The 24,765-nt window shown below is 74.2% G+C and carries 22 protein-coding genes; 14 read left to right on the top strand and 8 right to left on the bottom strand.

Annotated features, from left to right (window positions below; translation table 11 throughout):
* Positions 1-4 precede the first annotated feature (4 nt).
* The 4 genes from KPF22_RS23375 (at position 5) to KPF22_RS33290 (ending at position 4,413) form a co-directional block, all read left to right on the top strand.
* Positions 5-1,282 carry an NAD(P)H-dependent oxidoreductase gene (locus KPF22_RS23375; protein ID WP_224403290.1) on the top strand — a complete coding sequence of 426 codons (1,278 nt, stop codon included), beginning with the start codon at positions 5-7 and terminating at the stop codon, positions 1,280-1,282.
* A complete protein-coding gene (locus tag KPF22_RS33285; RefSeq protein ID WP_224403291.1) occupies positions 1,242-1,967 on the top strand; it encodes a GntR family transcriptional regulator in 726 nt (241 codons plus the stop codon). Before KPF22_RS23375 ends, KPF22_RS33285 begins: the two co-directional genes overlap by 41 nt.
* 68 nt (positions 1,968-2,035) lie before the next feature.
* Entirely contained in the window at positions 2,036-3,319 is a 1,284-nt protein-coding gene (locus KPF22_RS23385; protein WP_062404310.1) for an MFS transporter, read from the top strand.
* A 698-nt stretch (positions 3,320-4,017) separates the two neighbouring features.
* Complete coding sequence (locus KPF22_RS33290; protein WP_308010455.1) at positions 4,018-4,413, top strand: MarR family transcriptional regulator; 396 nt, start codon at positions 4,018-4,020, stop codon at positions 4,411-4,413.
* A gap of 50 nt (positions 4,414-4,463) precedes the next feature.
* On the opposite strand, the gene glpK (KPF22_RS23395) is transcribed toward KPF22_RS33290, so the two are convergent.
* Positions 4,464-5,981, bottom strand: coding sequence for a glycerol kinase GlpK (gene glpK, locus KPF22_RS23395; protein WP_083474585.1), 1,518 nt, complete (start codon positions 5,979-5,981; stop codon positions 4,464-4,466).
* Positions 5,978-6,739 carry an IclR family transcriptional regulator gene (locus tag KPF22_RS23400; protein WP_178374095.1) on the bottom strand — a complete coding sequence of 254 codons (762 nt, stop codon included), beginning with the start codon at positions 6,737-6,739 and terminating at the stop codon, positions 5,978-5,980. Before KPF22_RS23400 ends, glpK (KPF22_RS23395) begins: the two co-directional genes overlap by 4 nt.
* A 176-nt stretch (positions 6,740-6,915) precedes the next feature.
* On the opposite strand from KPF22_RS23400, the gene KPF22_RS23405 reads away from it, so the two are divergent.
* The 7 genes from KPF22_RS23405 (at position 6,916) to KPF22_RS23435 (ending at position 14,576) form a co-directional block, all read left to right on the top strand.
* Positions 6,916-7,779 (top strand): MIP/aquaporin family protein, encoded by an 864-nt coding sequence (locus KPF22_RS23405; RefSeq protein WP_208821336.1) that lies wholly within the window; start codon positions 6,916-6,918, stop codon positions 7,777-7,779.
* A 60-nt stretch (positions 7,780-7,839) separates the two neighbouring features.
* Positions 7,840-9,357 (top strand): glycerol kinase GlpK, encoded by a 1,518-nt coding sequence (gene glpK / locus KPF22_RS23410; protein WP_208821334.1) that lies wholly within the window; start codon positions 7,840-7,842, stop codon positions 9,355-9,357.
* Between the two features lie 130 nt (positions 9,358-9,487).
* Positions 9,488-11,200 (top strand): glycerol-3-phosphate dehydrogenase/oxidase, encoded by a 1,713-nt coding sequence (locus KPF22_RS23415; RefSeq protein ID WP_374107522.1) that lies wholly within the window; start codon positions 9,488-9,490, stop codon positions 11,198-11,200.
* Positions 11,201-11,216: 16 nt separating this feature from the next.
* Positions 11,217-11,537: a hypothetical protein gene (locus KPF22_RS23420; RefSeq protein ID WP_224403293.1), complete on the top strand. Its 321-nt coding sequence runs from the start codon at positions 11,217-11,219 to the stop codon at positions 11,535-11,537.
* Positions 11,538-11,630: 93 nt separating this feature from the next.
* Positions 11,631-12,224 carry a DinB family protein gene (locus tag KPF22_RS23425; protein WP_208821327.1) on the top strand — a complete coding sequence of 198 codons (594 nt, stop codon included), beginning with the start codon at positions 11,631-11,633 and terminating at the stop codon, positions 12,222-12,224.
* A 163-nt stretch (positions 12,225-12,387) separates the two neighbouring features.
* Positions 12,388-13,344 carry a pyridoxal-phosphate dependent enzyme gene (locus tag KPF22_RS23430; RefSeq protein ID WP_224403294.1) on the top strand — a complete coding sequence of 319 codons (957 nt, stop codon included), beginning with the start codon at positions 12,388-12,390 and terminating at the stop codon, positions 13,342-13,344.
* A 68-nt stretch (positions 13,345-13,412) separates the two neighbouring features.
* Complete coding sequence (locus KPF22_RS23435; RefSeq protein WP_208821323.1) at positions 13,413-14,576, top strand: FAD-dependent oxidoreductase; 1,164 nt, start codon at positions 13,413-13,415, stop codon at positions 14,574-14,576.
* Here KPF22_RS23435 and KPF22_RS23440 read toward each other — a convergent pair.
* Positions 14,553-15,074 (bottom strand): DUF2127 domain-containing protein, encoded by a 522-nt coding sequence (locus KPF22_RS23440; RefSeq protein ID WP_224403296.1) that lies wholly within the window; start codon positions 15,072-15,074, stop codon positions 14,553-14,555. The two genes, KPF22_RS23435 and KPF22_RS23440, sit on opposite strands and share 24 nt — an antisense overlap.
* Positions 15,071-15,532, bottom strand: coding sequence for a YncE family protein (locus KPF22_RS23445; RefSeq protein ID WP_224403297.1), 462 nt, complete (start codon positions 15,530-15,532; stop codon positions 15,071-15,073). The genes KPF22_RS23440 and KPF22_RS23445 overlap by 4 nt, the downstream gene beginning before the upstream one ends.
* Before the next feature lie 123 nt (positions 15,533-15,655).
* On the opposite strand from KPF22_RS23445, the gene KPF22_RS23450 reads away from it, so the two are divergent.
* Entirely contained in the window at positions 15,656-17,389 is a 1,734-nt protein-coding gene (locus KPF22_RS23450; RefSeq protein ID WP_224403298.1) for an MFS transporter, read from the top strand.
* A gap of 66 nt (positions 17,390-17,455) precedes the next feature.
* On the opposite strand, the gene gndA is transcribed toward KPF22_RS23450, so the two are convergent.
* Positions 17,456-18,892, bottom strand: a complete 1,437-nt coding sequence (gene gndA, locus KPF22_RS23455) for an NADP-dependent phosphogluconate dehydrogenase (protein ID WP_224403299.1) — start codon at positions 18,890-18,892, stop codon at positions 17,456-17,458.
* A 177-nt stretch (positions 18,893-19,069) separates the two neighbouring features.
* Entirely contained in the window at positions 19,070-19,942 is an 873-nt protein-coding gene (locus KPF22_RS23460; RefSeq protein ID WP_224403300.1) for an alpha/beta fold hydrolase, read from the bottom strand.
* Positions 19,943-20,016: 74 nt separating this feature from the next.
* On the opposite strand from KPF22_RS23460, the gene KPF22_RS23465 reads away from it, so the two are divergent.
* Together KPF22_RS23465 and KPF22_RS23470 are read left to right on the top strand one after the other, a co-directional pair.
* A complete protein-coding gene (locus tag KPF22_RS23465) occupies positions 20,017-20,862 on the top strand; it encodes a sulfite exporter TauE/SafE family protein (protein ID WP_224403301.1) in 846 nt (281 codons plus the stop codon).
* A gap of 62 nt (positions 20,863-20,924) precedes the next feature.
* Entirely contained in the window at positions 20,925-23,204 is a 2,280-nt protein-coding gene (locus KPF22_RS23470; protein ID WP_224403302.1) for a UvrD-helicase domain-containing protein, read from the top strand.
* Here KPF22_RS23470 and KPF22_RS23475 read toward each other — a convergent pair.
* Both KPF22_RS23475 and KPF22_RS23480 read right to left on the bottom strand, forming a co-directional pair.
* Positions 23,201-24,034 carry an SCO1664 family protein gene (locus tag KPF22_RS23475; protein ID WP_224403367.1) on the bottom strand — a complete coding sequence of 278 codons (834 nt, stop codon included), beginning with the start codon at positions 24,032-24,034 and terminating at the stop codon, positions 23,201-23,203. The genes KPF22_RS23470 and KPF22_RS23475 overlap by 4 nt on opposite strands.
* A gap of 50 nt (positions 24,035-24,084) precedes the next feature.
* Positions 24,085-24,669, bottom strand: coding sequence for a DUF3090 domain-containing protein (locus KPF22_RS23480; protein WP_224403303.1), 585 nt, complete (start codon positions 24,667-24,669; stop codon positions 24,085-24,087).
* Positions 24,670-24,765 lie beyond the last annotated feature (96 nt).

A 24,765-nucleotide genomic window follows, 5' to 3' on the forward strand; every position in this document is an offset into this window, starting at 1 on the left:
CCGGATGGGTCTGTTCGAGACGATGCAGCAGCGCTCCACACCGGTCCGGGCCGGCGTGATCGGTGCGGGCACGTTCGCGACGATGTTCCTGCACCAGGCGGCCCGTGTGCCGAACCTGCAGGTCAGCGCCGTCGTCGACCTCTCGGAGGAGCGCGGCCGCGCCGCGCTGGACACCGCCGGGCTCACCGGGACCCGGGTCGCGACCTCGGTCGACGCGGTGCTCGGGGCCGACGACGTGGACGTCGTCGTCGAGGCGACCGGCTCCCCCGTCGCGGGCGCCGCGCACGCGCTGGGCGCGATCGAGGCCGGGCAGCACGTCGTGATGGTGACCGTCGAGGCCGACGTGCTCGTCGGTCCGGTGCTCGCGGCCCGTGCGGCCGATCGGGGCGTGGTCTACACGATGGCCTCGGGCGACCAGCCCAGCCTGATCTGCGAGCTGGTGGACTGGGCGCGGACCAACGGCTTCGCTGTCGTCGCCGCCGGGAAGGGGACCAAGTACCTGCCGGAGTACCACCGCTCTACGCCGGAGACGGTGTGGGGGCACTACGGGTTCACCCCCGAGCACGCGGCGGAGTCCGGGCTGAACCCGGTCATGTTCAACTCCTTCCTCGACGGCACGAAGTCCGCGATCGAGATGGCCGCCGTCGCGAACGCGACCGGCCTGCTCCCGCCGGAGGACGGGCTCGCCTTCCCGCCCGCGGGCACCGACGACCTGCAGCAGGTGTGCATCCCGCGCGAGGCCGGCGGGGTGCTGGACCGGACCGGGACGGTGGAGGTCGTGTCGTCGCTGCACCGCGACGGGAGCCCCGTGGACCGGGACCTGCGGTGGGGCGTCTACGTGACGCTGGAGGCGCCGAGCGACTACGTCGCGGGCTGCTTCGCGAACTACGGGCTGCGCACCGACCCCTCGGGCCGCTACACCGCGATGTACCGGCCGTACCACCTCATCGGGCTGGAGCTGGCCCAGAGCGTGTGCGCCGCGGGGGCCCGCGGCGCGGACTCCGGGCGGCCGCGGGGCTGGGTGGCCGACGTCGTCGCCACCGCCAAGCGCGACCTGGTCCCCGGGGACCGGCTCGACGGCGAGGGCGGCTCGACCGTGCACGGGGTGGTCCGCCCGGCCGCCGCGGCCCGGACCGGCGGGTTCCTGCCGATCGGGCTGGCCGACGGTGTCACGCTGCGCCGCGCCGTCGCCGCGGGCGCCGCGGTGACCCGCGACGACCTCGAGCCGGTGACCGGGTCCGGTGTCGCCCACCGGTTGCGGGCGGAGCTGGAGGCCGGATGACCAGCCCGACGCCGAGGTCGGGGACCTCGCCGCCCATCCCGGCCTCGGCGACGCGGCGGCCGACCGGGTGCGGGGCCTGATCCTGTCCGGGGAGCTGCGCGACGGTGACCGGCTGGTCGAACGCGAGCTCGCCGCGCGGCTGGGGATCAGCCGCGGCCCGGTCCGCGACGCGCTGCGCAGGCTCGACGCCGAGGGGCTGGTCGTGCTGCTCCCCCGCCGCGGCGCCCGGGTCGCGACGCTGACCGCCGACGACGCCGAGGAGATCATCGCGCTGCGCGCCGCGACCGAGCCGCTGGCCGTGCGGGCCCTGGCCACGACCGGATCGGCGGAGCACGCCCGGGAGCTCGGCCGGATCGTCGACGACCTGCACGCCGCCTGCGCCGCGCGGGACAGCGCCGCCGCGGTGACCCTGGACTTCGCACTGCACCGCCGGATCCACGAGCTCTGCGGACGACGACGCCTGCTGCACACCTGGGAGACGATCTCCGCGCCGCTGCAGCACGTCTTCCGGCTGTCCCGCGACCTCTACGACGACCTGGGCGACATCGCCGACAGCCACCGCACGCTGCTCGACGACATCACCTCCGGCGACCCGGCCCGCGCCGAGGCCGCCGCGCGGGCCCACGTGACCCGCTTCGGACCGGAGCTGCTGCGGCGGATGCCGCGCGAGGAGGGGGACCAGTGACCGAACCGGACGCATCGACCGGACCGGGTGCGACGAGGGGGCCGGCCGCGGGGACCGCCGCACCGACCATGTCGGCGCAGCGCATCGCCGTCGCCAGCTTCATCGGCACCGCGATCGAGTTCTACGACTTCTACATCTACGGCACCGCCGCGGCCCTGGTCTTCGGCACGCTGTTCTTCCCCGACCTCGACCCCCTGGTCGGCACGCTGGCGGCGTTCGCGACCTTCGGCGTCGGGTTCGTCGCACGCCCGGTCGGTGCGGTCGCCTTCGGGCACTTCGGCGACCGGGTCGGCCGCAAGGCGACCCTGGTGGTCTCGCTGCTGACGATGGGCGTCGGCACCGTCGCGATCGGACTGCTGCCGACGTACTCCACGATCGGGATCGCCGCGCCGGTACTGCTGGTGCTGTGCCGGTTCCTGCAGGGCTTCGGGCTCGGCGGCGAGTGGGGCGGTGCGGTGCTGATGGCCACCGAGCACGCGCCCGAGGGACGTCGCGGGCTCTACTCGAGCTTCCCGCAGGTCGGCCCGGCGGTCGGGTTCATCATCGCGAGCGGGGCGTTCCTCGCGCTCTCCGCCGCCCTGACCGACGCCCAGTTCGCCGCCTGGGGCTGGCGGGTGCCGTTCCTGGCCAGCGCGGTCCTGGTGGTCGTCGGGCTCTACATCCGGCTGCGGATCGCCGAGACCCCGGTGTTCGAGAAGGCGATGCGCGAGCAGGAGCGTGAGAAGGCGCCGGTCGCCGAGGTGGTGCGCCGCCAGCCCCGGTCCCTGCTCCTCGCGACCGGCGGGATGATCATCACCCACACGATCTTCTACACGGTCACCACGTTCAGCCTGTCCTACGGCACCTCCGAGCTCGGTCTGTCCCGGACGACCCTGCTGGTCGCGGCCATGGTCGCGGCGGCGGTGATGGGCGTGGCGACCCCGGTCCTCGCGGTGCTCTCGGACCGGGTCGGACGGCGCCGGGTGTGTCTGTGGGCCTGCATCCTGGCGGTGCTGTGGGCGTTCCCGCTGTTCTGGCTGCTCGGGACCGGCGACGGGGTCCTCATCGCCGTCGGCTTCTCGGTCGCGATGATCGCCTTCGCCGGTGTGTTCGCCCCGATGGGTGCGTTCCTGCCGGAGCTGTTCGCGACGCGCTACCGCTACACCGGCGCGTCGATCGGCTACAACGCCTCCAGCATCGTCGGCGGCGGCATCACGCCACTGCTCGCGACGAGCCTGGTCGCCACGACCGGCGCGTCCTGGCCGGTGTCGCTGCTGATCGCCGGACTGGCCGCCGTGTCGGGCCTGTGCGTGTGGGGCCTGCACGAGACCCGCACCGCCGACCTGACCGACGCCGGGGCGTTCACCCGCTGACCCACCGCACCACCCCGCGGCCCACCGGCACCGACACGGGCACCACGATCGCGAACCGTCCGACGGATTCCGGCGCGGCGGACCGGCAGGACTGCTACCGCTTCCCCATGCAGCGCGACACGGACCACGCCACAGCCGGTGGCGGACCCGACCGGGGCCCGCGGGGTACCTCTGTTCCGCGAATTCGCTTACCGGGTGAGCGAATTCGCGGAACAGGGTCCCCGGGTCCGTCCGACAGCGGCACATCGCCCGCTCCCGGCGCCATCTCCGACTCCGACGTCGGCTGCGGCTCCGGCCCCGGCTCCGACGTCGGCTGCGGCTCCGGCTCCGGCTCCGGGGCGGGTCGTCCGAGTGCGGAGGACGATCCGGCCCGGGCGCCGGGTGGGGAGGTCCGAGGAATTCGCTTACCCGGTAAGCGAGTTCGTCCGAACCTCCCTCCGGGGAGCCGGAGCACCGACCCCGTCGAGCCGCCGGAGTCCGACGGAACGACCGGGGACCCCGGGGACACCGATCGGGAGGACCCCGATCATCGGGACACCGGCCGGCAGGTCACCGAGCGGGACGCACGTGCGAGGCAGGCGGAGGAGGACCGGCTGGTCCGGGACGAGACCGCGGAGGAACTCGGACCGCTCCTCGCCCGGGCCGAGCTGCTCGGCTTCTACCGGATCCGGTCGGTTGCCGGGCGCTTCGGACTGACGGTGCACGAGTACACGGTGCTCGCCGAGCTGCTGCTGGGCCGGCGGGCCATGACGGGCGCCGAGGTCGCGGAGACCGTCGGGCTCGCCACCGGGGGTACCGCCCGGCTGCTCGCACGGCTGGAGGAGCGCGATCTGATCGAGCGAGAGCCGGACCCCGAGGACGGTCGACGGCTGCTCGTCCTCGCGACCGCGCGGGCCCACGAGATCCTCTGGAAGGACGTGACCGACACCGGCGCCCGGCGGATCGTGACCGGTGTCCCCGCGGAGTGGGTCGACTGGTTCCGGCCGGTGGCCGGGCGCCTGCTCGACGTCGGTGTGCGCCGGGTCCAGGAGATGCGGGACCGCGAGTACCGGGACCGGGTCCGACGGCGTCGACGGCGGGCGGCAGAAACGTGAGGGGTGCGCGGCACCGCCCGCCGAGGCGGGGCGGGCCCGGCGGCCGAGGCTCAGTCCGGGCGCGCCCACCCCGTGCTCCGCTGCACCGCGCGGCGCCAGTTGTCGTGCTCGCGGCGGCGCAGGCCGGGGTCCATCGTCGGCTCCCAGGCGGCCGCCCGGTGCCAGTTGCGGCGCAGCACCTCCGGGTCCGGCCAGTAGCCGACGGCCAGGCCGGCCGCGTACGCCGCGCCGAGCGACACCGCCTCCGAACCCAGGGGGCGTTCCACCGTGAGATCCAGGACGTCGGCGACGCACTGCATGAGCAGGTGGTTCGCGGTCATGCCGCCGTCGACCTTCAGGCGGGTGACGGGCAGGCCGGAGTCGGCGTTCATCGCGTCGAGCACCTCACGGGTCTGCCACGCGGTCGCCTCCAGCACCGCGCGGGCGAGGTGGCCGCGGTGGATGTAGGAGGTCAGACCGACGATCACGCCGCGGGCGTCGGGGTACCAGTGCGGGGCGTAGAGACCGGAGAAGGCGGGGACGACATAGCAGCCGCCGTTGTCCGGGACGGTCAGTGCGAGCGTCTCGATCCGGGCCGCCGTCGAGATCATGCCCAGCGCGTCGCGGAACCACTGCACCAGCGAGCCGGTCATCGCGATCGAGCCCTCGAGCGCGTAGACCGGCCGGTCGCCGAACAGGTAGCCGACGGTCGGGATCAGGCCGGCCTCGGACCCGGCGATGCGGGAGCCGGTGTTCTTCAGCAGGAACGCACCCGTGCCGTAGGTGCACTTCGCCTCGCCGGGCGCGAAGCAGGTCTGGCCGACCAGCGCCGCCTGCTGGTCGCCGAGGGCACCGGCGACCGGCACACCGTCCAGCAGACCGGAGCACCGGCCGTAGACGCGGGCGTTCGGCACGATGGTCGGCAGCATCCCCCGCGGCACCCGCAGCGCCGAGCACAGCGCGTCGGACCACTCCAGCGTGCGCAGGTCCATCAGCATCGTGCGGCTGGCGTTGGTGACGTCGGTGACGTGCACGCCGCCGTCGGGGCCGCCGGTGAGGTTCCAGATCAGCCAGGACTCCATCGTCCCGAACAGGACCTCGCCGCGTTCGGCGCCGTCGCGCGCGCCCGGCACGTGGTCGAGCAGCCACTGCAGCCGCGGTCCCGCGAAGTACGTCGCCGGGCCGAGCCCGCTGACCCGGGCCCAGCGGGCGGCGTCGGCGTCGGCGGCGAGACCGGCGACGATGTCCGTGGTCCGGGTGTCCTGCCAGGTGATCGCCCGCGCGAGCGGGACCCCGGTGCGGCGGTTCCAGACGACCGTCGTCTCGCGCTGGTTCGCGATCCCGAGCGCGACCACGTTCTGCGGCCCCAGGCCGGCGCGGCGCAGCGCGGCGGGCACGACCCGGGTCACCGCGCGCCAGATCTCCGAGGCGTCGTGCTCGGCGCGGCCCGGGCTCGGGAAGTGCTGCCGGTGCTCCCGCTGGGCGACCGCGACCATCCGGCCCGAGCGGGTGAACAGCAGGCAGCGCGTCGACGTCGTCCCCTGGTCGATCGCGGCGACCACCCGCTCCCCCGGCGACAGGCCGCTCACGTCAGTCCCTCCAGCCCGTCGGCGATCTCGGCGGCCGCGGCGACGAGCTCGACGACGACCTCCGGGCGGGCGCGGCCGTCCGCGGCGAACAGCTCCTCGACCGGGGCGCCGATCCCCAGCGCCGCGACGGTCAGCCCGCCCCCGCTGCGGACCGGCACCGCGAGCCCGCCGGCGCCCGGCTCCCAGCCGCCGGCGTCGGCCGCCCAGCCGCGCCGCCGCGTCGCCGTGATCTCCCGGGTCAGCGCCGCCGGGTCGGTCACGGTCGCCCGGGTGTAGGTCTCCAGCGGCTCGACCGCCCGCACCGACGCCGGCGCGAAGGCCAGCAGACACCTCCCCCACGCCGTCGCGTGCAACGGCTGGGTGGTGTTGGTCCGCAGCCGCTGCGGTGTGTCGTCCGGCCGGAACACGTGGTGCACCAGGTCGACCCCGGCCCCGTCGGCGGACGGCACTCCCAGGTACACCGCGCAGCCGGTGCCCGCCGCCAGCGCGTCGGCCCAGTTCATCGCCCGGGCGCGCAGGTCGTGCCGGTCCCACGGGGTGCCCAGCCGCCCCAGCCCCTCGCCCAGCAGGTAGCGGCCCGACGACGACTCCTGCGCCACCAGCCCCTCCTCGCGCAGGGTGCGCAGCAGCCCGTGCGCGGTCGGGCGCGGCAGGTCCAGCGCCGCCGCCAGCTCGGCCAGCGCCAGCGGGCGCCCCGCACCGCCGAGCAGCCGCAGCAGCGCCGCCGCCCGCTCCACCGACTGGATCGCCCGTGCCACGCAGCGATCCTAGGCCGTCCGGACGCTCCGCGGACTGGATCATGGACCGATCGACCCGCAACGTTCGGCATCGTCGAACGATCCTCGTTGCCCACGACCGCGAGCACTCCTAGCGTCCCACGTCACACAGCGGGGCCGCCCGGTCCCGTGAGGGGGACTCACCAGGAGGGGGTTCGATGACGAGCTCCGAGAACACCGCGGCCGATCCCGCACCCGCGGAACGGACCACACGGGCGACCCCGTCGGCCGCCCCGAAGGCGCCGTCGCTGATCGGCGAGCTGAGCGCCGAGTTCGCCGGGACGATGATCCTGATCCTGTTCGGCGTCGGCGTCGTCGCGCAGGTCGTCACCACACCCGACGGCTCGAAGGGCGCCTACGACTCGATCGCCTGGGCCTGGGGCTTCGGCGTGATGCTGGGCGTCTACGTGGCGGGCCGGATCTCCGGCGCCCACCTCAACCCGGCCGTCACTGTGGCCTTCGCCGTCTACGAGGGCTTCCCGTGGCGGAAGGTCGCGCCGTTCGTGCTGGCCCAGACCCTCGGCGCGTTCGTCGCCGCGCTGATCGTCCGGTTCGTCTACGCCGACTTCATCCGCTCGGTCGACCCCAACCTGACCGACACCCAGGGCATCTTCTCGACCTCCCCGGGCGACCCGACGACGATCACGACGGCGTTCTTCGACCAGGTCGTCGGCACCGCGATCCTGGTGTTCGTGATCTTCGCGCTGGTCCACCCGCGTAACAAGGGCCCGCTGTCCAACATGGCCCCGTTCATGATCGGCATCCTGGTCGTGGGCATCGGCATGGCCTGGGGCGCGAACGCCGGCTACGCCATCAACCCGGCCCGCGACTTCGGCCCGCGCCTGGCATCGTGGATCACCGGGTACGAGACCGCGTGGGTCACCGGTGACGGCACGCCGTACTGGTGGCTGCCGATCGTCGCGCCGCTGATCGGCGCCCTCGTCGGCGGTGGCCTGTTCAAGCTGCTGATCGACCGCTACATCCCCGCCGAGGACGCACCGCAGGAGGTCGGGCGGGCCTGACCCGGCCGAACGCCGTCCCCACCGCACCCACGCCCCGATCCCCGCAAGAAGGAGAGCTCAATGGCCGAGTTCGTCGGCGCCGTCGACCAGGGCACCACCTCCAGCCGCTTCATGATCTTCGACCACAGCGGCAACGAGGTGGGTCGCCACCAGCTGGAGCACGAGCAGATCCTGCCGCAGGCCGGCTGGGTCGAGCACGACCCGATCGAGATCGTCGAGCGCACCAACACCTGCCTGCAGCAGGCGCTCACCAAGACCGGACTGTCCGCGTCCGACCTGGTCGCACTGGGCATCACCAACCAGCGGGAGACCACCGTCGTGTGGAACCGGCGCACCGGGCGCCCGTACTACAACGCGATCGTCTGGCAGGACACCCGCACCGACCGGATCGCGACCGCGCTCGACCGCGACGGCCGCGGCGACGTCATCCGTCGCAAGGCCGGCCTCCCGCCCGCCACCTACTTCTCCGGCGGCAAGATCCAGTGGATCCTGGAGAACGTCGACGGCGTCCGCGAGGCCGCGGAGAACGGCGACGCGGTCTTCGGCAACACCGACACCTGGGTCATCTGGAACCTCACCGGCGGCACCCACGGCGGACTGCACGTCACCGACGTGACCAACGCCAGCCGCACCATGCTGATGGACCTCGAGACCCTCGACTGGGACGACGAGCTGCTCGGCTTCTTCGGCATCCCGCGCCAGATGCTGCCGGAGATCAAGCCGTCGTCGTCGGCGACCGCGTTCGGGACGACCCTCGGAGGGGGCCCGCTCGGCGGCGAGGTCCCCATCACCGGTGACCTGGGCGACCAGCAGGCGGCGACCGTCGGCCAGGTCTGCTTCGCCCCCGGCGAGGCCAAGAACACCTACGGCACCGGCAACTTCATGCTGCTGAACACCGGCACCGAGCTGGTCCGCTCGGAGTCCGGCCTGCTCACCACGATGTGCTACCAGTTCGAGGGCGAGCGTCCGGTCTACGCGCTGGAGGGCTCCATCGCGGTCACCGGCTCGGCCGTGCAGTGGCTGCGCGACCAGCTCGGCATCATCTCCGGCGCCTCGCAGTCGGAGTCGCTGGCCCGCCAGGTCGAGGACAACGGCGGCGTGTACTTCGTCCCGGCGTTCTCCGGCCTGTTCGCGCCGTACTGGCGTTCCGACGCCCGCGGCGCGATCGTCGGCCTGTCCCGGTTCAACACCAACGCGCACCTGGCGCGGGCCACGCTGGAGGCGATCTGCTACCAGTCCCGCGACGTCAGCGACGCCATGACCAAGGACTCCGGGGTGACCCTGGAGACTCTGAAGGTCGACGGCGGCGTCACCCAGAACGAGCTGTGCATGCAGATCCAGGCCGACGTGCTGGGTGTGCCGGTCTCGCGGCCCGTCGTCGCCGAGACCACCGCGCTCGGTGCGGCCTATGCGGCCGGGCTGGCCGTCGGGTTCTGGAAGAACACCGACGAGCTGCGGGAGAACTGGAACGAGGCCCGGCGCTGGGAGCCGACCTGGTCGCAGGAGCAGCGCGACGAGGGCTACGGCCGGTGGAAGAAGGCCGTCGAGCGGACCCTGGACTGGGTCGACGTCGAGTAGGACCACCCGCCCGGTGTCGCCCTCACCACACGTGGGGGCGACACCGGGCACACCCGCGATCGGACGGGTGTTCAGCGGGTAGTCCCCCGGCGGGACAGCACGAGCACGAACCACTCAGGAAGGTCTGATCATGAAATCGGTGGCGCTCTCCCCGGAGGCCCGTACCACGGCGCTGCAGGCGATGGGCGACCGCGAACTGGACGTGCTGGTCGTCGGCGGTGGCGTCGTCGGCGCCGGTGCCGCCCTCGACGCGGCCACCCGTGGTCTGTCGACCGGGCTGGTCGAGGCCCGCGACTTCGCGTCCGGTACGTCGAGCCGTTCCTCCAAGCTCATCCACGGCGGCCTGCGCTACCTGGAGATGCTCGACTTCCGCCTGGTGGCCGAGGCACTGCAGGAGCGGGGGCTGCTGATCCAGACCCTCGCACCGCACCTGGTCCGCCCGGTGCCGTTCGTCTACCCGCTCAAGCACCACGTGTGGGAGCGCTTCTACGCCGGTGCCGGCGTCGCGCTCTACGACTCGCTCGGGCTGCTGTCCGGCCGCGCCCGCGGCCTGCCGCACCACCGGCACCTCACCCGTCGCGGCGCCCGCAAGGTCGTGCCGTCGCTGCGCAAGGACGCCCTGGTCGGGGCCCTGGAGTACTACGACGCCCAGGTCGACGACGCCCGCCACACCATGGAGATCGCCCGCACCGCGGCCGCCTACGGCGCGCACGTGGCGACCCGCGCCCGCGTCGTCGGACTGCTGAAGGACTCCGGCCGCGTGATCGGCGCGACCGTGCAGGACCTGGAGTCCGGGGACCGGTTCGAAGTCCGCGCCAAGCAGGTCATCAACGCCACCGGGGTGTGGACCGACGACACCCAGGGCCTCGCCGGCGAACGCGGCCAGTTCAAGGTGCGCGCGTCCAAGGGCATCCACCTGGTCGTCCCGCGTGACCGGATCCGCGGCGACGCCGGGCTGATCCTGCGCACGGAGAAGTCGGTGCTGTTCGTCATCCCGTGGGGCCGGCACTGGATCATCGGCACCACCGACACCGACTGGGACCTGGACAAGGCGCACCCGGCGGCGAGCGCGGCCGACATCGAGTATCTGCTCGCGCACGTCAACGAGGTGCTGGAGCAGCCGCTGACCCACGAGGACGTCGAGGGCGTCTACGCCGGTCTGCGCCCGCTGCTGCACGGCGAGTCCGAGGCGACCTCGAAACTGTCCCGCGAGCACGCCGTCGCCACCCCGGTGCCCGGGCTGGTCGTGGTGGCCGGGGGCAAGTACACGACCTACCGCGTGATGGCCGAGGACGCCGTCGACGCGGCCGTGCACTCGCTCGACGCGAAGGTGCCCGCCTCCTGCACCGAGAAGGTCCCGCTGCTCGGCGCCGAGGGCTTCACGGCGCTGCGCAACTCGACCCACCAGCTCGCCGCGCGCAGCGGGCTGCACCCGGTGCGGATCGAGCACCTGCTCGGCCGGTACGGCTCGCTGATCGACGAGGTCCTCGACCTCCTCATCGCCGACCCGACCCTTGCCGAGCCGCTCACCGGCGCCGAGGACTACCTGCGGGCCGAGGTCGTCTACGGCGCCTCGCACGAGGGCGCGCGGCACCTGGAGGACATCCTCGCCCGCCGCACCCGGATCTCGATCGAGACCTTCGACCGGGGCGTGGGTGCCGCCGAGGAGACCGCGACGCTGGTCGCCCCGGTGCTGGGCTGGAACGACGAGCAGATCGCCCGCGAGGTCGACCACTACGTCAAGCGGGTCGAGGCCGAGCGGGAGAGCCAGAAGATGCCCGACGACGCCACCGCCGACGCCGCCCGCCTCGGCGCGCCGGACGTGGTGCCGGTCAGCGGCTGAGCACCGCCGCCATCCCGTGAGCGAACCCGAGCGGACCCCGGACGGGCGGTACATCGTCGTCCGGGGCCGCCGGTGGCGCGCCACCGACCCGACGATCCCCGACGACGTGCGGTCCGCGCTGCAGCAGCACCTCGGGAGGGCCCGCGCCGAGGTCGGGGCCGGCAGGCGGACCGGCGACGACGAGCGCGTCGCCGCCGCCCGGACACGGGTGTCCGCGGCCAAGCACGGCCTCGGCGAGCGCGGCACCCCCTGGTGGGAGCTGGACGACGACGCCCGCCGGGAGCGCTGGGAGACCGCGCTGCACGACCTCGGCGACCGCCCCGCCGGCAGTTCCTGATCGAGGACCGGATCCGTCCGCGATCGGTCCTATCGTCGTTCCCGTCGGACCGGGACGGCCCCGGTCCGCGGACCCCGAGAGGCGGCCCCGGAGATGAACGCCACCGACGAGAAGCAGGCCCTGACCGGCGAGCGTGCCGAGCTGATCGCCACCCTGGAACGGCACCGCGGCTTCCTGCTGCAGACCGCCGACGGGCTGACCGAACAGCAGGCGCGCACCCGCAGCACGGTGAGTGCGCTGACGATCGCCTCGCTGCTCAAGCACGTCGCGGACACCGAGGAGCAGTGGTTCCGCTTCGCCGTCGAGGGCGCCGCCGCGTTCGGTGACGTCGAGGTCTACAACGACTCCGTCGACTGGGACGCCGTCGACGCCGAGGCCGGCGCGAACGGCGGTGACTGGTCCGCCTCCGGCGAGGAGTGGGTGGACACCCGGTTCGTCCTGGCCGACCACGAGACCCTGGAGTACCTGCGGGCCCGGGTCGAGCAGGTCGCCGCACGCACCGAGGAGGTGCTGCGGACCGCGGACCTGGACTCCTCGCACGCCCTGCCGGTCGCGCCGTGGTTCGAGCCGAACACGTCCTGGTCGGTCCGCCGGGTCGCGATCCACATGCTCGCCGAGACCAGCCAGCACGCCGGGCACGCCGACATCATCCGCGAGGCGATCGACGGCGCGCGCACGATGGGCTGAGCCGGGCGAACGGCGCCGCACGGATCCCGGGCGGGTTCGACGCGGTCGTGCCGACCCGCCCACCGCCGGTTCCGCGGCGGCCGCCACGGGCCACACGGCCGCCGCCCGGGGCGGCCCCGGACGGCCGCGGGGCCGGGGTTACGTTGCGGCGGTGGCGGACCAGGTGAGCATCGCAGACATCGTGACGGCGGCGGAGCGGATCGCCGGGGGCGTGGTGCGCACCCCGACCGTCCCCTCCCCCGGACTGTCCGCGGCCCTCGGCGCGCCCGTGCTGCTCAAGCTGGAGCACCTGCAGCGGGCCGGGTCGTTCAAGCCGCGCGGGGTGCTGGCCAAGCTCGCGTCGCTGACCGACGCCGAGCGCGCCGCGGGCGTCGTCGCGGTGTCGGGTGGCAACCACGGGCTCGCCGTCGCCGAGGTCGCGGGCGCCGCGGGGGTGGACGCGGTCGTCGTCATGCCGCGCACCGCGCCGGCCCGGTCGGTCGCCGCGGCCCGCGCCGCCGGTGCCGACGTACGGCTCACCTCCGACGTCGCGGCCGCGTTCGCGCAGGCCGAGGAGCTGCAGCGGGCCGGGCGGACGCTGGTGCACCCGTTCGACGACCCGGTGATCGTCGCCGCGCAGGGCACCGTGGGGCTGGAGCTGGCCCGCGACGCCGTCGCTCTCGGCGAGCCGCCGACCGACGTGCTGGTCTCCGTCGGCGGCGGGGCGCTGATCTCCGGGGTCGCCACCGCGGTCCACGCGCTGCTGCCCGGCACCCGGGTGTGGGGTGTGGAGACCGTCGGCGCCGAGGCGATGTCCGCCGCACTGGCCGCGGGCGGCCCGACGCCCGTCACGATCTCCTCGGCGATCACCACGTTGTCCGCGCCGTCGGCGTCGCAGCTGACCTACGACCACGTCCGCGCGCTGGTGCACGAGGTCCTCGTCGTCGACGACGCCGAGGCCTGCCGCGGCACCCTCACCCTCGCCGAGCACGCCGGGATCTGGGCCGAGCCGGCCGCGGGCTGCCTGGTCCCGGCCGCCCGCCGGATCGTGCAGCGGCACCCGGACGCCCGGCTCGCCCTGGTGGTCTGCGGCGCCAACGCCGACGTCGCCGACGTGGTCCGCGCCGCGGCGCAGCCGTGATCACCGGTCGTGGGCGCGCAGCGTCCGCGAGGCGGACGTGATGCTCCCCCAGCGGTGATCACCGCGGGATGACCGTGTGCGGCCGGGGCGTTGACCCGGGTGTGGAGCGGACCGGGGTCGTGGTGATCGGCGCGGGCCAGGCGGGCCTGTCGGCGGCGGCCGGGCTGCGGCGCGGCGGGCTGGAGCCGGGCCCCGGGTTCGTCGTGCTCGACGGCGAGGACGGCCCCGGCGGCGCGTGGCGGCACCGCTGGCCGACGCTGCGGATGCGCACGGTGAACGGCATCCACGACGTCGCCGGGGTCCGCTCCGGGTTCGACGACCCCGGCGCCGACCCGGACCTCCCCGCACGCGACGCCGTCCCGGCCTACTTCGGGCGCATCGAACGCGAGCTGGACCTGCGGGTCGTGCGCCCGGTGCACGTCCACCGGGTGTCCGACACCGGCGGGTCGCCGGACGCCGACGCCGGCGGGCCGCCGGCCGTCGACACCGGCGGGCCGCTGACCGTCGACACCGACCGCGGCACCTGGGTCGCCGACCACCTGATCAACGCCACCGGCACCTGGACCCGCCCGTTCGTCCCCGCCTACCCGGGCCTCGCGACGTTCCGGGGCACGAGCCTGCACGCCCGTGGGTACCCCGGTCCCGCGGCCATGGCCGGCCGGCGGGTCGTCGTGGTCGGCGGCGGGATCACCGCGGTGCAGCTGCTGCTGGAGATCGCCCCGTACGCCGCCGCGACGACCTGGGTCACCCGCCGGGAGCCCGAGTGGCACAGCACGCCGTTCGGGCCCGAGCAGGGGCGCGCCGCCGTCGCCCGGGTCGAGGAGCGGGTCCGGGCCGGGCTGCCGCCGCGCAGCGTCGTCGGCGTGACCGGGCTGGGGCTCACGCCCGGGGTGCGGGCCGGGATCGCGAGCGGGGTGCTGGCGCGCAGGCCGATGTTCGCCCGGGTCGTGCCGGACGGGGTGGAGTGGTCCGACGGCACCCGCGAGCCCGCGGACGTGCTGCTGTGGGCGACCGGCTGGCGGCCCGCGCTGGGCCACCTCGCCCCGCTGCGGCTGCGCGGACCGGGCGGCGGGATCGTGATGGGCGGGCCGCGCGACACCGGCGTCGTCGCCGACCCGCGGGTGCACCTGGTCGGCTACGGCCCCTCGGCGAGCACGATCGGCGCCGACCGGGCCGGTCGCGCCGCGGCGCGCGCGGTCCTGGAGCGGCTACCGGTCGCTGCCGGTGCCTGAGTCGGCGGCCTCCCGGCCGAGCAGCCGGTACTCGCGGATCACCATCACGATGATCGCGAGGTCGAGCGCGGCGAGGAACGGCAGCACGACGGAGTGCGTGTGCCAGGCGTGGACCAGCTCGTACACGACGAACACCGCCAGGATCACCGCCGCGGGCGGGTAGGCGGGTCGCCAGCGGGTCAGCAGCGCCGCGACCAGGCCGAGCTTGAGCACGCCGTGCAGCCCGAGGTAGACGATCACGAAGGTGCGGTCCCCACCGGCGAAGCGGTCGACGCCCTCGGTCAGGTGCCGGGCCAGGGTGCCGTCCGGCGGGCCGATCAGGTCGCGGGCGAGGATCTGCGCGACGACCCGGTGCAGCCAGTCCCCCGACACCAGCACCAGCGCGACGGCGCCCAGCAGCTCCGCCGCCCCGTCGATGCCCTTCACGACCAGGGCGACGCGGAACAGCTGCTCGGTCCGGCGGGCCGAGGTCGTCGTCGCCGTCGGTCCGGCGGTCATCGGGTGATCCCGGTGTGGCCGAGGGAGTAGCGGCCGGGCTGCGGCCACACGCACAGACCGTGCGGGCCGTCACCGACCGGGCTCCGCCGGATCGGGTGCCCGTCGTCGGTGGAGAGCACGTACACCTCCCGGTCGTAGCGCCCGGACAACCACAGGGTCCGGCCGTCGTCCGAGACGTTACCCATGACGGGACCCGCCTTCCCGGGGATCCGCCAGAGCGCCTCCGTCGCCCCGGTGCGGGAGTCCGAGAAGTCGGCGATGGAGAACATCGAGCCATCCGGCGCGGGTGTGGTGGTCGGCGGAGCGGACGGGGCGCCGGGCACCGGGGACGGCGGCGGGGACGCCGTGGGGCCCGTGAAGCACCCGCCCGTCGCTGCGAGCAGGGCTGCGGCGGCCGCCGCGCGCAGCACCTCGCGCCGGGTCGTCCCGGCGGACGGCTCCACCCCTCGCCACCTCACGCCGCGGACTGTAGACCCCGTCCGACCTGGGAGTTCCTTTACCCGAGGGAGGATCGGGACGGACCGGACGAGCCGGGCGAGACCGTGGCGCGAACATGCACCGGAGAGCTACAGTTATTAGCGATGCTCAACAAATCGGGACCGGCCGACCGGTACAAGTGGGTCGCACTGTCGAACACCACGATGGGCGTGCTGATCGTGACGATCAACATGTCGATCCTGCTGATCGCGCTGCCGGACATCTTCCGCGGCATCGGGATCGACCCGCTGGCGCCGGACGACATCGACTACCTGCTGTGGCTGATCATGGGGTACCTGGTCGTCACGGCGGTGCTGGTGGTCAGCTTCGGCCGGCTCGGCGACATGTACGGCCGCACCCGGATGTACAACCTGGGCTTCGCCGTCTTCACGGTGTTCTCGGTGCTGCTGGCCGCCACCTGGATGCAGGGCGACGCCGGCGCGGTCTGGCTGATCACGATGCGGGTGCTGCAGGGTGTCGGCGGGGCGCTGCTGCTCGCCAACTCCACCGCGATCCTGACCGACGCCTTCCCGGTGCACCAGCGTGGCCTCGCGCTCGGGATCAACTCCGTCGCGGCGATCGCCGGCTCGTTCCTCGGACTGGTCGTCGGCGGGGTGCTCGCCCCGGTGAACTGGCACCTGGTGTTCCTGGTGTCGGTCCCGGTCGGGGTGTTCGGCACGATCTGGGCCTACGCCCGGCTCCGCGACACCGGCGCCCGCCGCGCGGCGCGGATCGACTGGTGGGGCAACCTGACGTTCGCGGTCGGGCTCGTCGCCGTCCTGATGGGCATCACCTACGGCATCCAGCCCTACGGCGACGGCGTCATGGGCTGGACCAGCCCGCTCGTCCTCGGCCTGATCCTCGGCGGGATCGCGGTGCTGGCGCTGTTCACCTGGATCGAGCGCCGGGTGCCCGAGCCGATGTTCCACGTCTCGCTGTTCTCGATCCGCGCGTTCACCGCGGGCAACATCGCGAGCCTGCTGGCCGCGCTCGGCCGCGGCGGGCTGCAGTTCATCCTGATCATCTGGCTGCAGGGCATCTGGCTGCCCGAGCACGGCTTCCCGTTCGAGACCACGCCGCTGTGGGCAGGCATCTACATGGTCCCGCTGACGATCGGGTTCCTCGTCGCCGGGCCGGTGTCGGGCATCCTGTCCGACCGCTACGGCGCCCGCGCCTTCGCCACCGTCGGGATGCTCGGTGCGGCCGCGACGTTCCTCGCGCTGCTGGCGCTGCCGGTGGACTTCGACTACCGGGCGTTCGCGCTGCTGCTGGCGCTCAACGGCCTGGCGATGGGCCTGTTCAGCTCCCCGAACCGGGCGGCGATCATGAACTCGCTGCCCGCGCACCAGCGTGGCGCCGGGGCCGGCATGACCTCGACGTTCCAGAACGCGGCGACGGTGCTGTCGATCGGGGTGTTCTTCTCGCTGCTCATCGCGGGCCTGTCGACGACGCTGCCCACGTCGCTGCACGACGGGCTCATGGCCCAGGGCGTGCCGGAGCTCGCGGCGGACCGGGTCGCGGCGCTGCCGCCGGTCGGGATCCTGTTCGCGGCACTGCTGGGCTACAACCCGATGGCGACGCTGCTCGGCCCGCAGGTCCTCGGCGCGCTGGCGCCCGCACAGTCGGCGTACCTGACCGGGCGGGAGTTCTTCCCGCAGCTGATCTCCGGCCCGTTCGCCGACGGGTTGACCTTCGCGCTCGGGTTCGCCGCCGTCGCCTGCCTGGTCGCCGCGGTGGCGAGCGCGCTGCGCGGCGGGAGGTACCACCACGACGACGGGCCCGTGGCGACCGACGGCGACGCGATCGGCACGGTGCGGCCGGCGGCCGCCCACGGCTGAGGGCCCGCCCGGCACACCGCGACCCCGGCCCGGCGGTGCCGGGGCCGGGGTGTCACGGCGCGGAGGTCAGTCCGCGGCGACCTCGCTGCCGTCCTGGCTCCAGCGGGTGTGGAACTTGCCGTCGGCGTCGGTGCGCGCGTAGGTGTGCGCGCCGAAGTAGTCGCGCAGCCCCTGGATGAGGTTGGCCGGGCCGCGCTCGCGACGGTAGCCGTCGTAGTAGGACAGGCTGGAGGAGAACGCGGGGATCGCCACGCCCTGCTCGGTCGCGGTCACCACGACCCGGCGCCACGCGTCCTGTGCGTTCGCGACGGCCTCGGTGAAGTACGGGACCATCAGCAGGTTGTCCAGGTCCGGGTGGGACTCGTAGGCCTCGGTGATCCGGTTGAGGAACTGTGCGCGGATGATGCAGCCACCGCGCCAGATCCGGGCCATCGCGCCGAGGTCGAGGTCCCAGTCGTTGGCCTGCGAGGCGGCGCGCATCTGCGCGAAGCCCTGGGCGTAGGCGACGACCTTGGACGCGTAGAGGGCCTGGCGGATGTCCTCGACGAGCTCGTCGCGGTTCTTCCCCGAGCCCGGGGTCGGGCCGCCCAGCGTGGTCGAGGCCTCCCGGCGCTCGTCGCGCAGGTTGGACAGCGTGCGGGCGAACACGGCCTCGGTGATGCCGGTCAGCGGGACGCCGAGGTCGAGCGCGTCGATGGCCGTCCAGCGGCCGGTGCCCTTCTGCTCGGCCTGGTCGACGATGACGTCGACGAGCGGCTTCCCGGTCTTCTCATCGGTCTTGGCCAGCACGATGCCGGTGATCTCGATGAGGAAGGACTCGAGGTCGCCCGAGTTCCACTCCTCGAAGATCTTCCCGATCTCCGGCGCGGACAGCCCGGCGACGTGTGTGAGCAGGTCGTAGGCCTCGGCGATGAGCTGGATGTCGGCGTACTCGATGCCGTTGTGCACCATCTTCACGTAGTGCCCGGCGCCGCCGGGGCCGACGTGGGTGCAGCACGGGGTGCCGTCGACGTTCGCGGCGATCGCGGTGAGGATCTCCTCGACCTCGCCGTAGGCCTCCTGCGGTCCGCCGGGCATGATGCTCGGCCCGTTGAGTGCGCCCTCCTCGCCGCCGGACACGCCGATGCCCATGAAGCGCAGGCCCCGCTCCTCGCAGTACGCGGCGCGACGGTCGGTGTCGGGGAAGTGCGAGTTGCCGGCGTCGATGATGATGTCGCCGGAGTCGAGCAGCGGCGCCAGCTCGTCGATGACGGCGTCGACCGGCTTGCCGGCCTTCACCATGACGACGATCTTGCGCGGGGTCTCCAGCGCGTCGACGAACTCCTGCAGCGACTCGGTGCCGGTGAAGGCGCCCTCGTCGCCGTAGTCCTTGATGAACTCGGTGGTCTTCGCGGTGGTGCGGTTGTGCACCGCCACCGGGAAGCCGCGGCGGGCCATGTTGCGGGCGAGGTTCGCCCCCATCACCGCCAGCCCGGTGACCCCGATCCGGCTCTTCTCCGCCATCCTGCGTCCTCCGTGTCGATGCGTCCGTAGCGTCGCGCGGTCCGCGCGTCCGATGTGCACGCCCACCCGCTCCGGGGCCGGCGTGGGCCGGCCCCCATCCTGGCCCGCTGCGGGTACTCCGCGCGCGGGACGGTCGTGTCCGGTTGGTCACGACCGGGTTCCCACCGGCCCGCCGGATCAGTCCCGGGCGGCGGCCAGGAAGTCCACGAGCAGCGCACTCGCAGCCTCCGGCGCCTCCTCCGGGATCCAGTGCCCGCAGCCTTCGACGCGCTCGAAGCGGAAGTCGTCGACGTACGCCGAGGAGCCCCGCATCTGCCCCTCGGTGAGCGCGAGGTCGCCGTCGCTCCACACCCCCATCGTCGGCACCGTGATCCGCGGGGGTTGCGGGATCGTGGTGGGCACGAACGTGGCCGGGTCGATGTTGGCGCGGTACCAGTTCAGCGACGTCGTCAGGGCGCCCGGCCGGGACAGGTCGGCGATCTGGCGGGCGGCCATCGGGTGCCTCTCGGGCAGCGTCGCGTGCAGCCAGCCGCGCAGGAACTGCCAGTCGTCGGCCGGCATCACCTGCTCGGCGACGCCGGGGAACTGGAACCAGAGCATGTACCAGGACATCGCCTTCTGCCGGAACCCCGCGGTGGCGAACGCGGCGGGATGCCCGACGGAGAACGCGGCGTAGCGGGTCACCCGCGGCGAGGCGAGGGTGAGGGCCCAGCCGAGGGAGGCGCCCCAGTCGTGCCCGGCGAGGGCGAACCGGTCGATGCCGAGCGCGTCCGCGACGCCGAGGACGTCGGCGGCCAGGGCCCGCATCCGGTAGTGCTCGACCTCGGCGGGCCGGTCGGAGTCCCCGAAGCCGCGCAGGTCCGGGACGACGACGCGGTACCCGGCGTCGGCGAGCGCGGCGGCCTGGTGGGTCCACACGGTCGCGCGGTCCGGCCAGCCGTGCAGCAGCAGGACGGGGTCGCCGTCGCCGCCGGTGTCGTGCACGGACAGGGTGATCTCGGGCAGCGTGGTGCCGGGGACGGTGATCCGCTGCGGGGCGGGGAGCGTCATGGCCCGACCGTAACCGGTTCCCGCCCGCTGGGACGGCGTGCTCCCGCGGGCCGGGCGGGGGTGACACTGGCCCGATGGCCCGCCTCTCCCCCACCACCGACGAGGACGGTCGCGCCGGACCGGTGAGCGTGGTCGGGGTGGTCGGCGGCGTCGTCGGCGGCATGATCGGCGGCGGGAGCGGGGTGCTGTTCGTCCCCGCGCTGGACCGGTTCACCGCGCTGTCGCGGGCCCGGGTCCACGGGTCGACCACGATCTCGAACATCGGCGTCTGCGTCGCCGGGGCGGCCGCCTACGCGGTCGGCGGCGGCGCGCTGGACCTGCGGACCGGGGCCGGCCTGATCGTCGGCGGGACGGTGGGCGGCTGGATCGGCCCGAAGCTGCTGGCCCGGGCGTCGGAGACGCTGCTGCGGGTGCTGCTGGTCGCCGTCCTGGTGGTGACGGCGGCGAAGCTCGTCGTCGATGCGCTGGGCCTGCCGCTGCTCGCCGGGGCGCTGGTCCCCCCGTGGCTGGTCACGCAGCCGTGGTTCCTGTACCCGACGGCGACGCTGGTCGGCCTGGTCATCGGCGCCTGGGCGGGCGCGATGGGGCTGGGCGGCGGGCTGCTCGCGGTGCCCGCGATGGTGCTGTTGTTCGGCACCGACCTGCACGTGGCGGCCGGGACCTCGCTGCTGATGTTCATCCCGAACTCGATCGTCGGGACGGTGGTGCACCTGCGTCAGGGCACGGCGTCGGCGCGCTGGGGCACGCTGCTGGCGGTGACCTCGGCGCCCGGCACGGTCGCCGGTGCGGCGCTGGGGCTGGCCCTGGACGCCCGGGTCCTGGGGCTGGTCTTCGGCACCTTCGCGACGGCGATGGCCGTCCTCGAGACGGCCGGACTGGTCCGCAGACGGCGGGAAGAGATGCGCAACACGAGCCGATAACGCTACCCTGTGGGGTGCGCCCAGAACACGAGAACGTGGACCTGCACTTTCACTCTAGCACGATGGGGAAGCCCGCGGCGACCCCCGACTCCGGGTACGCGGCGGAGCTCGCCGAGGAGACCCGGGACCTGCTCCGGCTGCACGCCCTGCTCGACGCGGAGCTGGCCGACGCCGACGGGCTCGCCCGCGGCGCGGCCGCCGAGCGCGCCGGGGAGCAGCTGAGCGCCCGCTGGGAGCGCGACGTCTCGGTGCAGCGCTGGTCGGACCGGGCACGGGCGCTGACCGCGGCCCGCGCGGGGCTGTGCTTCGGGCGGCTCGACCCCGCCGCGGACCCCGACGGCGGGATCGGGAGCGCCCCGCCGACCCGGGTGGGGCGCATCGGGCTGACCGACCCGGCCGACGGCGAGAGCGCGCTGGTCGACTGGCGGGCGCCGGCGGCGCAGCCGTTCTACTGCGCCACCCCGGTCACCCCGCTCGGGATGCGCCGGCGGCGCCACTACACGGTCGCGGGCACCGCGCCGCGGGAGCGCGTCGTGGCCTTCCACGACGACCTGCTCGACGGCGACGGCGGTCTGCCCGGGGCGACGTCGTCGGCGTCGGACCCGGCGCTGCTCGCGGCGCTCACCGCGCCGCGCGGGTCGCGGATGCGCGACATCGTCACGACGATCCAGTCCGAGCAGGACGAGATCATCCGGCTGCCGCTGTCGGGCACCGTCGTGATCGAGGGCGGCCCCGGGACGGGCAAGACCGCCGTCGCGCTGCACCGGATCGCGTACCTGCTCTACACCCACCGTGACCGGCTCGCCCGCAGCGGCGTGCTCGTCGTCGGGCCGAGTGCGGGTTTCGTGCACTACGTCGGCGGTGTGCTGCCCGCGCTCGGCGAGTCCGCGGTCGTGTTCACCACCCCGGGACGCCTCGCGCACGGCGTCGTCGCCGACGCGACCGACCCGCCGGGGACGGCCCGGCTCAAGGGCGACCTGGTGATGGTCGACGTGCTGCGCCGCGCCGTCGACGCCCGCCAGGAGCTGCCCGGGGCACCGATCCCGATCGAGCTGGACGACGTCACCGTCGAGATCGACACCGCGCTGGTCGCGGAGGCGCGCCGCCGGGCCCGCGCCACCGGGCGTCCGCACAACACCGCCCGCGCCACCTTCCGCGACACCCTCGGACGGCTGCTCGTCGACCGGGGGCTGGAGCGGCTGGAGATCGGCCTGGAGGACCCGCCGGAGCTCGCGGAGCTGCTGGCCGGGCTGGACATCCCGGAGGTCGAGCCCGCCGGGGCGGCCGAGGTGTCGGCCGAGATGCGGGCCGAGCTGCGCGACGCGCTGCGCACCGACCCCCGGTTCCACGCGGCCGTCGAGCGGCTGTGGCCGGTGCTGACCCCGCAGCGGGCTCTGGCCGAGCTGTACGCCGACCCGGACCGGCTGGCCGCCGCGGGCGCTCCGGAGTCGCTGCGGCGGGAACCGGGCACGCCGTGGACCGTGGCCGATGCGCCCCTGCTCGACGAGCTCGCCGAGCTCCTCGGCCCGGTCCCGGACGGGACACCGGCCGCGGCACCGGAGCCGGACAGCGCCTACGCCGCCGAGGTGCTGACCGTGCTGGAGTCCGCGGACCGGTCGCTCGCCGGGGAGGACCCGGACGAGCTGCGGCCCACCGACTTCGTGACCGCGGACATGCTCGCGCAGCGGCACGTCGCCGGGGTGCCGCTGACCGTGGCCGAGCGCGCGGCGTCGGACCGGGACTGGCGCTACGGGCACCTCGTCGTCGACGAGGCGCAGGAGCTGTCCGCGATGGACTGGCACGTGCTGCTGCGGCGCTGCCCGGCGCGGTCGATCACCGCGGTCGGCGACCTCGCCCAGCGCAGCGCCCCGGCCGGCGCCCGGGCCTGGGCCGACGTGCTCGCCCCGCACCTGGCCGGACGCTGGACGCACCGCACGCTGACGGTGAACTACCGGACGCCGTCGGAGATCATGGACGCCGCCGCCGCGGTGCTGGCGACCTACGCCCCGGACCGTCGTCCACCGGAGTCGGTGCGCAGCACCGGTGAGCAGCCGTGGACGCGCACGGTCCCGGCCGGGGAGCTCGGCGCCGCCGTCCGCGCCGCCGTCGACGACGAGCGCGCCCGCCGCCCCGACGGCACGGTCGCCGTGATCGCCCCGGCCGGGACGGACCCGGGGGTACCGGGCGTGCCGGTGCACACCCCGGTGTCGTCGAAGGGCCTGGAGTTCGACGCCGTCGTGATCGTCGCCCCGGACCGCATCCGGGCGGCCGACCCGGCGGACCTCTACGTCGCGATGACCCGCGCGACGCAGCGGCTCGGGCTCCTGGAGGTGACCGGCTAGAACGCCGGCCAGGGGATGGCCGGGCCGTAGCCGTCCGGGCCGGGGAAGCGCGGCTCGGCGAGCAGGTGGTCGATCCGGGAGCGCAGCGCCGCGACCTCTCGGCGGGTGACGTGCTCGCCGAGGACGTCGGCGAACTCGCCCGCCAGCCGGGCGCGCAGTTCCTTGAGGACGGCCGTGTGCTCCTCGCCGAGCTCGTCCCCGACCCAGCCCCACAGGACGGTGCGCAGCTTCGGCTCGGTGTGCAGGGTCAGGCCGTGGTCCACGCCGTAGACGTCGCCGTCCCCGGCGAGGATCACGTGCCCGCCCTTGCGGTCGGCGTTGTTGACGACGACGTCGAACAGCGCCATGTCCCGCAGCTGCGGGTGGTCGGCGTGGACCAGCACCACCGGGTCCCCCGCGCCGTCCCGGGCACGGAGCACCGGCAGCCAGCCGCCGGGGACCTCGTGCGGCTCGCACAGCTCGACCAGCGACTCGGTGGCGAGCTGGACGGTCTCCTCGGTGATGTCGCCGTCCAGCTCGTCGCCCGCGCCGTCGGCGGGCGGCTCGGACAGGGCGCTCTCGTCCCCCGAGGAGACCCAGGCCTGCACCATGCCGGTCCCGAACGGGGCCTGGTCGCGCAGCACCGTGGGCGGGACGACGTCGAGCCCGGAGATCTGGGAGACGAGGAAGGCACCGACCTCGCGCCCGGCGAGGGTGCCGTCCGGGAAGTCCCACAGCGGGCGCTCCCCGCGCACCGGCTTGTACACGCAGCGCAGCTCGACGCCGTCGAGGGAGACGGTGCCGAAGAGGGTGGCGTTGGAGGCGTCGACCATCCGGCCGGTGATGTCCATGCGGCCGGTGCGCAGGACCTCGAACACCGCGGGGTCGCGCAGGTCGAGCGTCACTCCGTCCCGGCCACGGGGTTGCGGTCGTGATAACCGTTGAGGCGCACGCAGACGTGGCCCGCCGGGTCGAGCGGCTCGGCGCACAGCGGACACGGGGCACGGCCGGCGTCGACGACCTTCTCGGCGCGCTCGGCGAAGGCCTTCGCCGCCGTCGGGGACAGGAACACGCGCAGCGCGTCCGGGCCCTCCTCGGTGTCGTCGAGGACGACCGACTCGTCGATCTCCTCCTCGGTGACCGCGAGCAGCTCGACGACGATCGAGCTCGAGTCGGCGTCCCAGCCCAGGCCCATCGTCCCGACCCGGAACTCCTCCTCCAGCGGGACCGCGAGCGGGTCGTTGTCCGAGGACCCCGTGGTCACGGCCGCGCCGAGCAGGTTGTCCTCGCCGAAGCGCTTGGACACCTCGCCCAGCAGCGCCGTGATGCGTTCGGCCAGCACCGAGACCTGCTGTTTCTCCAGCAGCACACTGATCGTGCGGCTGCTCTCGATCGCCTGCAGGTAGAAGGCGCGATCGCCGGGCTCGCCGACGGTCCCGGCCACGAAGCGGTCGGGTCGGCGGAAGACGTGGATGACGCGTGCCATGACCCTTCCCAGGGTAGGCGTATCCGGCTGCGGGGGCATCCCCGCGGTCACCCGTGGGTGCGTCCACCAGGGACGATGCGAGGTGGATCACCCCGC

The organism is Pseudonocardia sp. ICBG1034 (assembly GCF_020131375.1).
GTDB classification, from domain to species: Bacteria; Actinomycetota; Actinomycetes; order Mycobacteriales; family Pseudonocardiaceae; genus Pseudonocardia; species Pseudonocardia alni.

Excerpts from the sequence above, each read along its gene's own strand:
- KPF22_RS23435 (WP_208821323.1), top strand. The coding sequence starts at position 13,413 with ATGACCGTGTGCGGCCGGGGCGTTGACCCGGGTGTGGAGCGGACCGGG.
- KPF22_RS23480 (WP_224403303.1), bottom strand. The coding sequence starts at position 24,669 with ATGGCACGCGTCATCCACGTCTTCCGCCGACCCGACCGCTTCGTGGCC.
- KPF22_RS23385 (WP_062404310.1), top strand. The coding sequence starts at position 2,036 with ATGTCGGCGCAGCGCATCGCCGTCGCCAGCTTCATCGGCACCGCGATC.
- glpK (WP_208821334.1), top strand. The coding sequence starts at position 7,840 with ATGGCCGAGTTCGTCGGCGCCGTCGACCAGGGCACCACCTCCAGCCGC.
- gndA (WP_224403299.1), bottom strand. The coding sequence starts at position 18,892 with ATGGCGGAGAAGAGCCGGATCGGGGTCACCGGGCTGGCGGTGATGGGG.
- KPF22_RS23425 (WP_208821327.1), top strand. The coding sequence starts at position 11,631 with ATGAACGCCACCGACGAGAAGCAGGCCCTGACCGGCGAGCGTGCCGAG.
- KPF22_RS23440 (WP_224403296.1), bottom strand. The coding sequence starts at position 15,074 with ATGACCGCCGGACCGACGGCGACGACGACCTCGGCCCGCCGGACCGAG.
- KPF22_RS23415 (WP_374107522.1), top strand. The coding sequence starts at position 9,488 with ATGAAATCGGTGGCGCTCTCCCCGGAGGCCCGTACCACGGCGCTGCAG.
- KPF22_RS23405 (WP_208821336.1), top strand. The coding sequence starts at position 6,916 with ATGACGAGCTCCGAGAACACCGCGGCCGATCCCGCACCCGCGGAACGG.
- KPF22_RS23375 (WP_224403290.1), top strand. The coding sequence starts at position 5 with ATGGGTCTGTTCGAGACGATGCAGCAGCGCTCCACACCGGTCCGGGCC.
- KPF22_RS23465 (WP_224403301.1), top strand. The coding sequence starts at position 20,017 with ATGGCCCGCCTCTCCCCCACCACCGACGAGGACGGTCGCGCCGGACCG.
- KPF22_RS23460 (WP_224403300.1), bottom strand. The coding sequence starts at position 19,942 with ATGACGCTCCCCGCCCCGCAGCGGATCACCGTCCCCGGCACCACGCTG.
- KPF22_RS23450 (WP_224403298.1), top strand. The coding sequence starts at position 15,656 with ATGCTCAACAAATCGGGACCGGCCGACCGGTACAAGTGGGTCGCACTG.
- KPF22_RS23470 (WP_224403302.1), top strand. The coding sequence starts at position 20,925 with ATGGGGAAGCCCGCGGCGACCCCCGACTCCGGGTACGCGGCGGAGCTC.
- KPF22_RS23475 (WP_224403367.1), bottom strand. The coding sequence starts at position 24,034 with ATGGACATCACCGGCCGGATGGTCGACGCCTCCAACGCCACCCTCTTC.